General features: G+C 61.8%; 9 protein-coding genes. 6 read left to right on the plus strand and 3 right to left on the minus strand.

The window, feature by feature from the left end:
• Positions 1-233 precede the first annotated feature (233 nt).
• Complete coding sequence (gene tcuC / locus AB4N80_RS24820) at positions 234-1,532, plus strand: MFS transporter (RefSeq protein ID WP_122567949.1); 1,299 nt, start codon at positions 234-236, stop codon at positions 1,530-1,532.
• A gap of 170 nt (positions 1,533-1,702) precedes the next feature.
• Here tcuC and AB4N80_RS24825 read toward each other — a convergent pair whose 3' ends face one another.
• The gene (locus AB4N80_RS24825) at positions 1,703-3,166 is read right to left on the minus strand and encodes a glyceraldehyde-3-phosphate dehydrogenase (protein ID WP_122567948.1); all 1,464 of its coding nucleotides are present in this window, start codon (positions 3,164-3,166) and stop codon (positions 1,703-1,705) included.
• 168 nt (positions 3,167-3,334) lie between these two features.
• Here AB4N80_RS24825 and mfd point away from each other — a divergent pair, with 168 nt between their 5' ends.
• Genes mfd through AB4N80_RS24840 form a run of 3 tightly spaced genes read left to right on the plus strand, consistent with a single transcriptional unit; the run spans position 3,335 to position 10,066 of the window.
• A complete protein-coding gene (gene mfd, locus AB4N80_RS24830) occupies positions 3,335-6,784 on the plus strand; it encodes a transcription-repair coupling factor (protein WP_122567947.1) in 3,450 nt (1,149 codons plus the stop codon).
• A 10-nt stretch (positions 6,785-6,794) separates the two neighbouring features.
• Positions 6,795-7,361 (plus strand): CsiV family protein, encoded by a 567-nt coding sequence (locus AB4N80_RS24835; protein WP_354336750.1) that lies wholly within the window; start codon positions 6,795-6,797, stop codon positions 7,359-7,361.
• A gap of 11 nt (positions 7,362-7,372) precedes the next feature.
• Entirely contained in the window at positions 7,373-10,066 is a 2,694-nt protein-coding gene (locus AB4N80_RS24840) for an SNF2-related protein (protein ID WP_122567945.1), read from the plus strand.
• A 681-nt stretch (positions 10,067-10,747) separates the two neighbouring features.
• Here AB4N80_RS24840 and nagZ read toward each other — a convergent pair.
• Together nagZ and AB4N80_RS24850 are read right to left on the minus strand one after the other, a co-directional pair.
• Positions 10,748-11,746 carry a beta-N-acetylhexosaminidase gene (gene nagZ / locus AB4N80_RS24845; RefSeq protein ID WP_205929653.1) on the minus strand — a complete coding sequence of 333 codons (999 nt, stop codon included), beginning with the start codon at positions 11,744-11,746 and terminating at the stop codon, positions 10,748-10,750.
• Positions 11,747-11,929: 183 nt separating this feature from the next.
• Positions 11,930-12,637, minus strand: coding sequence for a TetR/AcrR family transcriptional regulator (locus tag AB4N80_RS24850; protein ID WP_013692622.1), 708 nt, complete (start codon positions 12,635-12,637; stop codon positions 11,930-11,932).
• Positions 12,638-12,878: 241 nt separating this feature from the next.
• Here AB4N80_RS24850 and lexA point away from each other — a divergent pair, with 241 nt between their 5' ends.
• Positions 12,879-13,487, plus strand: coding sequence for a transcriptional repressor LexA (lexA, locus tag AB4N80_RS24855; protein ID WP_003199651.1), 609 nt, complete (start codon positions 12,879-12,881; stop codon positions 13,485-13,487).
• 10 nt (positions 13,488-13,497) lie between these two features.
• Complete coding sequence (gene sulA, locus AB4N80_RS24860; protein WP_122567943.1) at positions 13,498-13,971, plus strand: SOS-induced cell division inhibitor SulA; 474 nt, start codon at positions 13,498-13,500, stop codon at positions 13,969-13,971.
• The last annotated feature ends 43 nt before the right edge of the window (positions 13,972-14,014 follow it).

Genomic DNA, 14,014 nt, shown 5'->3' on the forward strand with positions numbered 1-14,014 from the left:
GGGGGAGCCATGGGAGTCTGTGGGAGCAAAGCTTGCTCGCGATGCAGGCGACACGGTTTAGCTGCAAGACCGCGTCATCGTTAATCGCGAGCAAGCTTTGCTCCCACAGACTCCCAGATTCCAAGATTCCAAGATTCCAAGGTTCCAAGGTTCCAAGGTTCCAAGGTTTCTACAAGGCTCCCACAGGAGTGCAGCGCACTTCATACAAGATTTGCCAGAGTGAGTACCTATCCATGTCTTCCAATACGAGCAACGGCAAGGCGATTTTTCGCGTTGTCAGCGGCAACTTCCTGGAGATGTTCGACTTCATGGTCTATGGCTTCTACGCCACGGCCATCGCCAAGACGTTCTTCCCCGCCGACAGCGCGTTCGCCTCGCTGATGCTGTCCCTGGCCACGTTCGGTGCCGGGTTCCTGATGCGTCCCCTGGGGGCGATTTTTCTCGGCGCCTACATCGACCGCCACGGCCGCCGCAAAGGCTTGATCATCACCCTGGCGCTGATGGCCATGGGCACCATACTGATCGCCTGCGTGCCAGGCTACGCCGTCCTCGGCGTGGCGGCACCCTTGCTGGTACTGCTGGGCCGATTGCTGCAAGGCTTCTCCGCTGGCGTGGAACTGGGCGGCGTGTCGGTTTACCTGGCGGAAATTTCCACGCCGGGGCGCAAGGGTTTCTTTGTCAGTTGGCAATCCGCCAGCCAACAAGCGGCCGTGGTGTTTGCCGGCCTGCTGGGGGTCGGTCTCAATCACTGGCTGAGCCCCCAGGAGATGGGCGACTGGGGCTGGCGCGTACCGTTCCTGGTGGGCTGCATGATTGTCCCGGCCATCTTCATGATCCGTCGCTCGCTGGAAGAAACACCTGAGTTCCAAGCGCGAAAACATCGTCCCAGTCTGTCGGAAATTGTCCGTTCCATCGGTCAGAACTTCGGAATTGTCCTGGCCGGTATGGCGCTGGTGGTGATGACCACCGTGTCGTTCTACCTGATCACCGCCTACACACCGACCTTCGGCAAGGCCGAGTTGAACCTGTCGGACCTGGATGCGTTGCTGGTCACGGTGTGCATCGGCTTGTCGAATTTTTTCTGGCTGCCTGTGATGGGGGCGTTTTCCGACAAGATCGGACGCAAACCCCTGCTGCTCGGTGCGACGATCCTGGCGATCCTGACCGCTTATCCGGCGCTGTCCTGGCTGGTGGCGAACCCCAGCTTCAGCCATTTGCTGATCGTCGAGCTGTGGTTGTCGTTCCTGTATGGATCGTACAACGGTGCCATGGTGGTGGCCTTGACGGAAATCATGCCGGTCGAGGTGCGCACCACCGGTTTTTCCCTGGCCTACAGTCTGGCGACAGCGACGTTCGGCGGGTTCACCCCGGCGGCCTGTACTTATCTGATTCATGTGCTGGATAACAAGGCAGCGCCAGGGATCTGGCTCAGTGGTGCGGCGGTGCTGGGGTTGATTGCGACCCTGGTGTTGTTCAAGGGCAATCGGCATGAACTGCGGACGGCGCAGGCCTCGGTGGTCGGCGGCGCCTGATCGATCGCTATCGCGAGCAAGCTCGCTCCCACATTGGACCGCATACATCAGCAGCAACTCGGTCAACTGTGGGAGCGAGCTTGCTCGCGATGAGGCCAGACCAAGCAACACAAAACCCAGACAAAAAAAACGCCCCGACAAGTCGGGGCGTTTTCATCTGCGGCTAAAGCTTAGCGCGGGAACGCAGGCGGGTTTACACCGGCCATGTCTTCCATCACGCGAACCACCTGGCAGCTGTAACCGAATTCGTTGTCGTACCAGACGTACAGGACAACGCGGTTGTCTTGGCTGATGGTGGCTTCAGCATCCACGACACCGGCGTGGCGCGAGCCCACGAAGTCGGTGGACACCACTTCCTGGGAATTGACGAAGTCGATCTGCTTATGCAGCTCGGAGTGCAGCGCCATGTAGCGCAGGTACTCGTTCATCTCTTCACGGGTGGCGGCTTTCTCAAGGTTCAGGTTGAGAATGGCCATCGACACGTTCGGCGTTGGCACGCGGATCGCGTTGCCGGTCAGCTTGCCGGCCAGTTCAGGCAGAGCCTTGGCGGCGGCGGTGGCGGCACCGGTCTCGGTGATGACCATGTTCAGCGCGGCGCTGCGGCCACGGCGATCGCCCTTGTGGAAGTTGTCGATCAGGTTCTGGTCGTTGGTGTACGAGTGAACTGTCTCAACGTGCCCGTTGACGATGCCGAACTTGTCGTTCACAGCCTTGAGCACCGGCACGATGGCGTTGGTGGTGCAAGAGGCGGCGGAGACGATCTTGTCGTCAGCGGTGATTTCGCCGTGGTTGATGCCGTGAACGATGTTCTTCAGCTTGCCCTTGCCAGGCGCGGTCAGGACAACGCGGTCGACACCCGGGCAGGCCAGGTGCTGGCCCAGGCCGTCGGCGTCACGCCATACACCAGTGTTGTCCACCAGCAGCGCATCCTTGATCCCGTACTGGGTGTAGTCCACCTCGGTCGGGTTCTTCGCGTAGATCACCTGGATCAGGTTGCCGTTGGCGGTGATGGTGTTGTTTTCTTCGTCGATGGTGATGGTGCCGTTGAACGAACCATGGACCGAATCGCGACGCAGCAGGCTGGCACGCTTGGTCAGGTCGTTCTCGGCGCCCTTGCGCACCACGATGGCCCGCAGGCGCAGGCCGTCGCCGCCACCGGTTTTTTCGATCAGGATGCGCGCCAGCAGACGGCCGATACGACCGAAGCCGTACAGGACCACGTCAGTGCCTTTGCGAGCCGAAACGTTCTGCTGGCCAACCACATCAGCCATCTCTTCACGCACGAACTGCTCGGCGCTGCGGCCATTGCCTTCGTTGCGGAATTTGAACGCCAACTTGCCCAGGTCCACCGAAGCCGCGCCGAGCTTGAGCTCGCTCATGGCCTTGAGCAGAGGGAATGTTTCGTGGACGGAGAGTTCGCTGTCGTCGGAAGAACGGTGGCGAGCAAAGCGGTGGGCTTTGAGGATCGCGATGACAGACTGGTTGATCAGGCTGCGGCCATAGATCGAGCTCACCACGTTGTTATTGCGGTAGAGCTGACCGATGAGAGGGATCATCGCTTCGGCGAGCGCTTCACGATCAATCCATTCACCAAGACACTGGTCGGGCTTCTGAGTCACGGTAACCTTCCACATGTAGGGGCTGAAAAAAGGGGCTACATTATGCCGCCGAGTCCTCGGCGGAGCAATGCGCGCCCGTCGCGCCGTGGTTTTCCTGCCTGCCAGGGTAGTCTGCGACTGACAGCAGCCCCCTTCCCCCGCTACAATTGTCGACTTTGTCGCAATGCTGGAGCTCAATCTTCCGTGCCCGTTCTGCGTCTTCCGCTTCTCCCTGCCGCGGCAGGTAAACAGCACTGGGGCAACCTGCCCGGTGCCGCCCTGAGCCTGGCCATCGCCGAGGCTGCCAGCGCTGCAAAGCGTTTTACCCTGCTGCTGACCGCCGACAGCCAAAGTGCCGAACGGTTGGAACAGGAACTGAGTTTCTTCGCTCCGGATTTGCCGGTCTTGCATTTCCCGGACTGGGAAACCCTGCCCTACGATCTGTTTTCGCCGCATCAGGACATCATTTCCCAGCGAATTGCCAGCCTTTATCGGCTGCCGGAGCTCAGTCATGGCGTTTTGGTAGTGCCGATCACCACGGCCCTACATCGCCTGGCACCGACCCAATTCCTGCTCGGCAGCAGCCTGGTGCTGGACATCGGCCAGAAGCTCGATGTCGAGCAAATGCGCACCCGCCTCGAGGCCAGTGGCTATCGTTGCGTCGACACGGTGTACGAGCACGGCGAGTTCGCGGTGCGGGGCGCCTTGATCGACCTGTTCCCGATGGGCAGCAAACTGCCGTATCGCATCGACCTGTTCGATGACGAAATCGAGACCCTGCGCACCTTCGACCCGGAAAACCAGCGCTCCATCGACAAAGTGCAGTCGATCCGCCTGTTGCCGGCCAAGGAGTTCCCGCTGCAAAAAGACGCCGTGACCCGCTTCAAGGCACGCTTTCGCGAGCGCTTCGATGTGGATTTCCGGCGCTGCCCGATCTTCCAGGACCTGAGCAGCGGGATCACCCCCGCCGGTATCGAGTACTACCTGCCGCTGTTTTTCGAAGAAACCTCGACCCTGTTCGATTACCTGCCCCAGGACACCCAGGTGTTTTCCCTGCCGGGCATCGAGCAAGCAGCGGAAAATTTCTGGAACGACGTGCGCAACCGCTACGAAGAGCGTCGCGTCGATCCTTCCCGGCCTTTATTGCCGCCGGCCGAACTGTTCCTGCCGGTGGAAGACTGCTTTGCCCGCCTCAAGAGCTGGCCGCGGGTGGTAGCAAGCCAGCAGGACGTGGAAACCGGCGTCGGCCGTGAACGTTTCCCGGCCAAGGCGTTGCCGGACCTGGCCATCGAAGCCAAGGCCACGCAGCCATTGGCGGCACTGGCGGGCTTTCTCGATGCTTTCCCCGGCCGCGTCTTGTTCACCGCCGAATCCGCCGGTCGTCGCGAAGTGCTGCTGGAACTGCTCGAACGCCTGAAGCTGCGACCGAAGACCGTCGACAGCTGGCCGGACTTCGTCGCCGGCAAGGATCGCCTTGCGATCACCATCGCGCCGTTGAACGACGGCCTGGTCCTGGACGAACCGGCCCTGGCACTGGTAGCGGAAAGTCCTTTGTTCGGCCAACGCGTCATGCAGCGTCGCCGTCGCGAGAAACGCGCCGACGCCACCAACGACGCCGTCATCAAGAACCTCACCGAGCTGCGCGAAGGCGCGCCCGTGGTGCACATCGACCACGGTGTAGGCCGCTACCTGGGCCTGGCGACACTGGAAATCGACAACCAGGCCGCCGAGTTCCTGACCCTGGAATACGCCGAGGGCGCCAAGCTCTACGTGCCGGTGGCGAACCTGCACCTGATCGCCCGCTACACCGGCAGCGATGACGCCCTCGCCCCGCTGCATCGCCTGGGCTCGGAAACCTGGCAGAAAGCCAAGCGCAAGGCGGCCGAACAGGTGCGCGACGTGGCCGCCGAACTGCTCGATATCTACGCCCGTCGAGCGGCCCGCGAGGGCTATGCCTTCGCCGATCCGAAAGCCGATTACGAAACCTTCAGCGCCGGCTTCCCGTTCGAAGAAACCGTCGACCAGCAGACCACCATCGAAGCCGTGCGCGCCGACATGCTCGCGCCCAAGCCCATGGATCGGCTGGTGTGTGGCGACGTGGGCTTCGGCAAGACCGAAGTGGCGATGCGCGCCGCGTTCATTGCCGTGCACGGCGGCAAGCAGGTGGCGATCCTGGTTCCGACCACCCTGCTCGCCCAGCAGCACTACAACAGTTTCCGCGACCGCTTCGCTGACTGGCCGGTGACCGTGGAAGTGATGAGCCGCTTCAAATCCACCAAGGAAGTGAACGCCGCCGTAGCCGAGCTGGCCGAGGGCAAGATCGACATCGTCATCGGCACGCACAAGCTGCTGCAGGACGACGTGAAGATCAAGAACCTGGGGCTGGTGATCATCGATGAAGAGCACCGTTTTGGCGTGCGCCAGAAAGAACAGCTCAAGGCCCTGCGCAGCGAGGTCGACATCCTGACCCTGACCGCCACGCCGATTCCGCGCACGCTGAACATGGCGGTGTCGGGCATGCGTGACCTGTCGATCATCGCCACGCCGCCGGCCCGGCGCCTGTCGGTGCGCACCTTTGTCATGGAGCAGAATAAAAGCACGGTCAAGGAAGCCCTGCTGCGTGAGTTGCTGCGTGGCGGCCAGGTCTATTACCTGCACAACGACGTGAAGACCATCGAGAAGTGCGCCGCCGACCTGGCCGAACTGGTGCCGGAAGCGCGCATCGGTATCGGCCACGGGCAGATGCGCGAACGTGAACTCGAACAAGTGATGAGCGACTTCTACCACAAGCGCTTCAACGTGCTGATTGCCTCGACCATCATCGAGACCGGCATCGACGTGCCGAGCGCCAACACCATCATCATCGAGCGCGCCGACAAATTTGGCCTGGCCCAGTTGCACCAGTTGCGCGGCAGGGTCGGTCGTAGCCATCACCAGGCCTATGCCTACCTGTTGACGCCACCGCGCCAGCAGATCACCCCGGATGCGGAAAAACGCCTGGAAGCCATCGCCAATACCCAGGACCTCGGCGCCGGCTTCGTGCTGGCCACCAACGACCTGGAAATCCGTGGCGCCGGCGAGTTGCTCGGCGACGGCCAGAGCGGCCAGATCCAGGCCGTCGGCTTCACCTTGTACATGGAAATGCTCGAACGGGCGGTCAAGTCGATCCGCAAGGGCGAACAGCCGAACCTCGATCAACCCCTGGGCGGCGGGCCGGAAATCAACCTGCGAGTGCCGGCATTGATCCCGGAAGACTACCTGCCGGATGTCCACGCACGGCTGATTCTCTACAAACGCATCGCCTCGGCCAGCGACGAGGAAGGCCTCAAGGACCTGCAAGTGGAAATGATCGACCGCTTCGGCCTGCTGCCGGAACCGACCAAGAACCTGGTGCGCACCACGTTGCTCAAGCTCAAGGCCGAGCAACTGGGCATCAAGAAAGTCGATGGCGGCCCCAACGGCGGTCGGATCGAGTTCGAGGCCCAGACCCCGGTCGACCCGTTGGTGCTGATCAAGTTGATCCAGGGCCAGCCCAAACGCTACAAGTTCGAAGGTGCCACGATGTTCAAATTCATGGTGCCCATGGAACGCGCGGAAGAGCGTTTCAATACCGTAGAAGCGCTGTTCGAGCGCCTCACTCCGACCACTGCTTGAAGGACGCCCCATGCGCCTGTTTCGCTCACTGACCTTGTTGTTGACTCTGGTCGCTCCCTTGGCGTTTGCCGATGACCTGTATCAGGTTGAAATGATTCTGGTGCGTCAGAACGCCGAGCCGGCGATTGTCAGCCGCGCCGCGCCGGAAGACTGGGACGCCGGCGCGCAACGCCTGGGCGCGGACAGCCAGCGCACGCCGGCCCTGGGCAACATCGTCGAGAAACTCACCGCCAGCGGCCAATACACGGTATTGATGCACAAGGCCTGGCAACAGACCCTCGGTGAACAGGGCCGCAAAGTCGCCATCAGCGACGGCGCCGAACAGTTCGGGCAATTCCCCATCGAGGGCACCCTGGAGCTGAAACTGGGCCGTTTCACCGACGTGGATGCCGATTTCTGGATCAACCAGATCGACACCAATGGCCTGGTCACCGCCAGCGAGCGCCTCAAACAGCAGAGCCATACCAAGAATGGCCAACTGAACTTCCTCGACAACGGTCACCTCGGCCTGCTGATCAAGATCACCTCGTTGACCGCGCCCGCGCCAAGGCAGGCACCTGAAGTCATTCCGGACTGATTGGCGCGCTTATGCCCTCGCCCCTGAGCAAACCCCTGGCACCTTCCTGGGTCAATCGATTCAAGGAACAGAGCCTGGAGCGCGGGCGCCGTTACGCGCTGGAAAACCGCGTCAGGATCGTCGAGGCCGGCGACAGCACCATCACCGCCAGTTGCGAAGGCTCTGGCGGTAACGTCTACCGTCAAACCATTCGCCTTAAAGAGTCAGCCAAGGGCACGCTGATTCTGCTCGAAGCCGCGTGCTCGTGTCCGGTGCGCATCAACTGCAAACACTGCGCGGCGGTATTGCTGCAAGTCCAGGAAACCCTGGCCTACCCGGCCGCCGAAAAAGACGCCCACTTGCTGGAGAAACTCCAGTCGGTGCTGGACAACCGCAGCCCCAAGGCCCCGCCCCAAGTGCTGGTGGACAACGTGCAGCCGGTGCCGCGCCTCTGGCTGGCCAGTATCGAGTTCAGTGCCTTCGAGCCACGCAACGGCAAGATGCAGCGCTACATCCAACACCGCGCCGCCCTGTCCTTCAGCTATCTGGACGAGTACGTCAGCGGCCAGCGCAACACCGACGTATTGATTCGCCAGGAAACCCAGACGTTGCGGATAAAACGCCACACCGATGTGGAGCAGTCCTACCGCGAACAACTACGAATCCTCGGCTTCAAGGTCGCGACCCGACAAAGCAAGGCCCTGCCGGAAAGCGCCGGTGAACTGTACGAAATGGTCAACGACAGTGCCTGGCTGACGTTCACCCTCAACGACCTGCCGAAACTGCGCACCCAGGGCTGGGAATTGCAGATCGACGAGGATTTCGGCTTCGACCTGACGGCGGTGGACGAGTGGTACGCCACGGTGGAGGAAACACCGGAACGGGATTGGTTCGACCTGGAACTGGGGATCATCGTCAACGGCGAGCGTCTGAGCCTGCTGCCGATCCTGTTGAACCTGATGCGCTCGCACATCGAATTGTTCAACCCGGAACGCCTGGCCAGACGCCGGGACGATGAACTGATTCTGGTCAACCTGCCCAACCGCCCGAACTCGGAGTTCGGCCCGCAGCAAGTGGCCCTGCCCTACGGCCGGCTGAAACCGGTGCTGGCGACCCTGGGCGAGTTCTACCTGCAAGAACCCGGCACCACCAGACTGCGCCTCAACAGCGCGGACGCCTTGCGCCTGAACCCGCTGCAGGACATGCCGCTGACCTGGGAAGGCGGCGAACACATTCGCGGCCTGGCCCAGCGCCTGCGGGACATCAAGGATTACACCACCACCGCGCCGGAAGGCCTGAACGCGACGCTGCGGCCTTATCAACTCGAAGGCTTGAGCTGGATGCAATCGCTCAGGCAGCTGGAAGTCGGCGGCATCCTCGCGGATGACATGGGCCTGGGCAAAACCCTACAGACCCTGGCGCACATCCTCAGTGAGAAAAACGCCGGGCGCCTCGATCGCCCGTGCATGGTGGTGATGCCCACCAGCCTGATTCCCAACTGGCTCGACGAGGCAGCTCACTTCACGCCGCAACTCAAGGTACTGGCCCTGTATGGTGCCGGGCGCAAAAAGCATTTCGAACGACTGGCCGATTACGACCTGGTCCTCACCACCTATGCCCTGCTACCCAAGGATGTCGAGCGCCTGGCCGCACAGCCATTGCACGTGCTGATCCTCGACGAAGCCCAGTACATCAAGAATCCCACCAGCAAAGCCGCCCAGGCCGCCCGGGAACTGAACGCCCGCCAGCGGCTGTGCCTGTCCGGCACGCCCCTGGAAAATCACCTGGGCGAGCTGTGGTCGTTGTTTCACTTCCTTTTGCCGGGCTGGCTCGGGGACGTCAAGAGCTTCAACCGCGATTACCGCGTACCGATCGAAAAGCGCGGCAGCGATGTACGACTGCAGCACCTCAACGGTCGGATAAAACCTTTCCTGCTGCGCCGGACCAAGGAGCAAGTGGCGACGGAGTTGCCGCCCAAGACCGAAATCATCCATTGGGTCGAGCTCAGCGATGCCCAGCGGGACGTCTACGAAACCATGCGCCTGGCGATGGACAAGAAGGTCCGCGACGAGATCACCCGCAAAGGCGTGGCCCGCAGCCAGATCATCATTCTCGAGGCGCTGCTCAAGCTGCGCCAGGTGTGCTGCGATCTACGTCTGCTCAACGACGCCGCCTTGCCCGCCCGAGGCAGCACGTCGGGCAAGCTCGACAGCCTGATGGAAATGCTCGACGAGCTGTTTGAAGAAGGCCGTCGGGTGCTGCTGTTTTCCCAGTTCACCTCCATGTTGGCGCTGATTGAAGATGAGCTGAAGAAGCGCGGCGTCGAGTACGCGATCCTGACCGGCCAGACCCGGGACCGACGCACGCCCGTCAAGGAATTCCAGAGTGGCAAGCGTCAGATCTTTCTGATCAGCCTGAAGGCCGGGGGTGTAGGCCTGAACCTGACCGAGGCCGACACGGTGATTCACTACGACCCGTGGTGGAACCCGGCCACCGAAAACCAGGCCACCGACCGCGCCTATCGCATCGGCCAGGAAAAACCGGTATTCGTCTACAAGCTGATTGCCCGAGGCACGGTGGAAGAGAAGATCCAGCTGCTGCAGAAGGAAAAGTCCGACCTCGCAGCCGGCGTGCTGGACGGACGCGTGGCCGGAGATTGGAAATTGCAGAACGACGATATCGAGGCACTGTTCGCGCCGCTGCCGGAAAAGCTGGAAAAGCGCTGACGCTCCTCAATTCTTGTGGGAGCCGAGCTTGCTCGCGATAGCGGTGGTTCAGTTGGCGCAGATGTTGGCTGTGCGGCCGTCATCGCGAGCAAGCTCGGCTCCCACAGGGGAGTTGCGGCGTTCACAAAACCTGATGTCCACCACACTTCCACTGTGGGAGCCGAGCTTGCTCGCGATAGCGGTGGTTCAGTTGGCGCAGATGTTGACTGTGCGGCCGTCATCGCGAGCAAGCTCGCTCCCACAGGGAAGTTGCGGCGCTCACATAACCTGATGTCCACCACACTTCCACTGTGGGAGCCGAGCTTGCTCGCGATAGCGGTGATTCAGTTGGCGCAGATGTTGGCTGTGCGGCCGTCATCGCGAGCAAGCTCGGCTCCCACAGGGGAGTTGCGGCGCTCACAAAACCTGATGTCCACCACACTTCCACTGTGGGAGCCGAGCTTGCTCGCGATAGCGGTGGTTCAGTTGGCGCAGATGTTGGCTGTGCGGCCGTCATCGCGAGCAAGCTCGCTCCCACAGGGAAGTTGCGGCGTTCACATAACCTGATGTCCACCACACTTCCACTGTGGGAGCGAGCTTGCTCGCGATAGCGGTGGTTCAGTTGACGCAGATGTTGACTGTGCGGCCGTCATCGCGAGCAAGCTCGCTCCCACAGGGGAGTTGCGGCCACACTGCTCAGCGCTAATCAATCAGTTGGGCAGCCCGCAGCGCGCCGAGCGCCGCCAGCCAGCGAGGGTCCTGGCGGTATTCCGTGCACGCGTAGGCCTGGCCGCGCATGCGAGCGATCCGCGCCGAAGGCTTGACCTTCAGGCGCTGGGCGGCGCTCAAGGCCAACTCCGCGGCGGCGCGGTCGTTGCACACCAGGCCCATGTCACAACCCGCCGTCAAAGCGGCCTCTATACGGCTGGCGGCATCCCCCACCACATGGGCGCCGGCCATCGACAGATCATCACTGAAGATCACGCCATCGAATTGCAACTCACCGCGCAGGATGTCCTGCAGCCAGCGTCGGGAAAAGCCGGCTGGATTGGCGTCAACCTGGGGATAAATGACATGAGCCGGCATGACCGCCGCGAGCTGCTTGCTCAGTTTGGCGAACGGCACCAAGTCGTTGGCGCGAATCTGTTCGAGGCTGCGTTCATCGGTCGGAATCGCCACATGGGAATCGGCTTCGGCCCAGCCATGCCCCGGGAAGTGCTTGCCGGTGGCAGCCATCCCGGCAGCGTTCATGCCGCGGATAAAGGCACCGGCCAGCAACGCCGCGCGCTCGGGGTCGCCTTCGAAGGAACGACTGCCGACGACGGCGCTGCGCTGGTAGTCGAGGTCCAGCACCGGGGCAAAACTCAAGTCGAGACCGACCGCCAACACCTCAGTGGCCATGATCCAGCCGCACTGCTCGGCCAGGTATTCGGCATTCGGGTTGTCGGCGATCGCCCGCATCGCCGGCAACCGTACAAACCCCTGGCGCAGCCGCTGAACACGGCCACCTTCCTGGTCCACGGCCAATAGAAGGTCGGGACGGATGGCGCGAATCGACGCGCTCAACTCTCGCACTTGCCGCGGATGCTCGATATTGCGGGCAAAGATGATCAGGCCGCCTACCTCAGGCTGGCGCAACAGGTGGCGATCTTCGGCCGTCAGCCAGGTACCGGCGACGTCCACCATCAACGAGCCTTGCAGGCCAGCAGTCATAGCATTTCCTTAATAACGATGAACCCGCGCGGTGGCACAGGCATGACCACACCGCCAGGCCCGAAGCCCGGCAAGTCGCGGTCATGCACTAAAGAATGGAACGGGTTCGAAACGAGAGTCGGCATGGGCGGCTAGCTTAGCGGATGTGGGCAGCCGCGCCCACCCGTGCACTCAAGCCTTGGCCAGCGCCGGCGTCGATTTGCTGCGTGGACGCAGTTGCGCGGCCGCCATGGCCTCATCGGTGACGCCGCTTTCGGCACGCATGCCGGCCGCCAGGAACGGCACCATCAAGCGCATCACCTGCTCAATTGACGTGTTCACGCCAAAATCGGTTTCAGCGATGGCCCGCAACGCCTTGATCCCGGACATGCTGAACGCCGCGGCACCGAGCATGAAGTGCACTCGCCAGAACAACTCGATGGGTGGGATGCGCGGTGCGGCTTCGTTGACCAGCAGCATGTAGCGACGGAAAACCTTGCCGTACATGTCTTCCAGGTAACGCCGCAGGTGACCCTGGCTCTGGCTGAAGGCCAGGCCCAGCAGGCGCATGAAAATGGACAGGTCGTTACCGCTACGGGGCTGCACGACGAGGGCTTGCTCGACCAGGATTTCCAGCAGCTCTTCCAGGGTCGGCTTGACGTCAGGCTTGGCCTGGCGCCGCTCCAGCTCGCGATCGAGACTGAGGCAGAAGGGCCCGAGGAACCGCGAGAAAACCGCCTGGATCAGGGCTTTTTTCGAGCCGAAGTGATAGTTCACCGCCGCCAGGTTCACCCCGGCCTTGCTGGTGATCAGACGCAACGAGGTTTCGGCGAAACCTTTTTCCGCGAACAACTGCTCGGCAGCATCGAGAATGCGTTCAACGGTTTCCGACTGGGCCATGGTTACTCCGCCTGACAAACACTTGTTTGAAACATACGTTTCAGCCTAGGGGTTGTCAAGCCTGCCGGGGCGTTTTGCGAACGCTCGGTCACGTATTTAACCACACCTTTTCACAGGGGGTAGCCCTGCCCTATCCAACAACCCGACCGACCGTCCAGCGGCCTGCGTAAAAAGGAGGATTGCCAAGCGGCGGCCACTGTATATAATCCCAGTCACTGTATAAAAAGACAGAGCGATCAATATGCTAAAGCTGACGCCACGCCAAGCAGAGATTCTGGCCTTCATCAAACGCTGCCTCGAAGACAACGGCTACCCGCCGACCCGTGCGGAAATCGCCCAGGAACTGGGTTTCAAGTCGCCCAACGCGGCTGAAGAACACCTCAAGGCGCTGGCGCGCAAGGGTGCGATCGAAATGACCCCGGGCGCATCCCGCGGCATTCGTATCCCCGGCTTCGAAGCCAAGGCCGACGAAACCACCCTGCCGATCATCGGCCGGGTCGCCGCTGGCGCACCGATCCTCGCCCAGCAGCATGTCGAGGAGTCCTGCAACATCAACCCTTCGTTCTTTCATCCCAGGGCCGATTACCTGCTTCGGGTACACGGCATGAGCATGAAGGACATCGGTATCTTCGACGGTGACCTCCTGGCCGTCCACACCACCCGCGAAGCCCGCAATGGCCAGATCGTGGTGGCGCGAATCGGCGACGAGGTGACCGTCAAGCGTTTCAAGCGCGACGGCAGCAAGGTCTGGCTCATTGCTGAGAACCCGGAGTTCGCCCCCATCGAAGTGAACCTGAAAGATCAGGACCTGGTCATCGAAGGCTTGAGCGTTGGCGTCATTCGCCGCTAAAGGAGGCTTTATGCAGTTCCCACACACACCACAACACACACAACTTCCGCTGTTCGAGGCATTCATGGCCCAACCGCTGGTTCCAGTCCTGAAAGAGGTCATCGAGTCGCCCTGGGGCGTCGAACCCGAGGCTTTCAGCGAACTGTCGTTACGTGGTGCGGCCGGAAACTGCCTGAACCTGCTGGCGCCGATTCTGCGAGAACTCAGCCAGGACCAGGATGCCCGCTGGTTGACGCTGATCGCCCCACCGGCCAGTGTCACCCAGGCCTGGCTGCGGGACGCCGGCCTGAATCGTGAACGCATCCTGTTGTTGCAACCGCGGGGCACCCAAAGCGCCCAACAGTTGACCTGCGAAGCCTTGCGCCTGGGCCGTAGCCACACCGTGGTCAGTTGGCTCAATCCGCTGACCGCGACGGCACGGCAACAGTTGATCAGCGCCGCCCGCATCGGGGACGCACAAAGCCTGAATATTCGATTGGGCTAAGACAAACGCGGGGCTTCTCCATGATAGAGAAGCCGGACAGTCA

It is taken from the genome of Pseudomonas sp. H3_A02, assembly GCF_054671965.1.

Bases quoted from the DNA above. Each gene is read 5' to 3' on its own strand.
- AB4N80_RS24835 (WP_354336750.1), top strand. From the start codon at position 6,795: ATGCGCCTGTTTCGCTCACTGACCTTGTTGTTGACTCTGGTCGCTCCC.
- lexA (WP_003199651.1), top strand. From the start codon at position 12,879: ATGCTAAAGCTGACGCCACGCCAAGCAGAGATTCTGGCCTTCATCAAA.
- sulA (WP_122567943.1), top strand. From the start codon at position 13,498: ATGCAGTTCCCACACACACCACAACACACACAACTTCCGCTGTTCGAG.
- AB4N80_RS24840 (WP_122567945.1), top strand. From the start codon at position 7,373: ATGCCCTCGCCCCTGAGCAAACCCCTGGCACCTTCCTGGGTCAATCGA.
- AB4N80_RS24850 (WP_013692622.1), bottom strand. From the start codon at position 12,637: ATGGCCCAGTCGGAAACCGTTGAACGCATTCTCGATGCTGCCGAGCAG.
- AB4N80_RS24825 (WP_122567948.1), bottom strand. From the start codon at position 3,166: ATGTGGAAGGTTACCGTGACTCAGAAGCCCGACCAGTGTCTTGGTGAA.
- tcuC (WP_122567949.1), top strand. From the start codon at position 234: ATGTCTTCCAATACGAGCAACGGCAAGGCGATTTTTCGCGTTGTCAGC.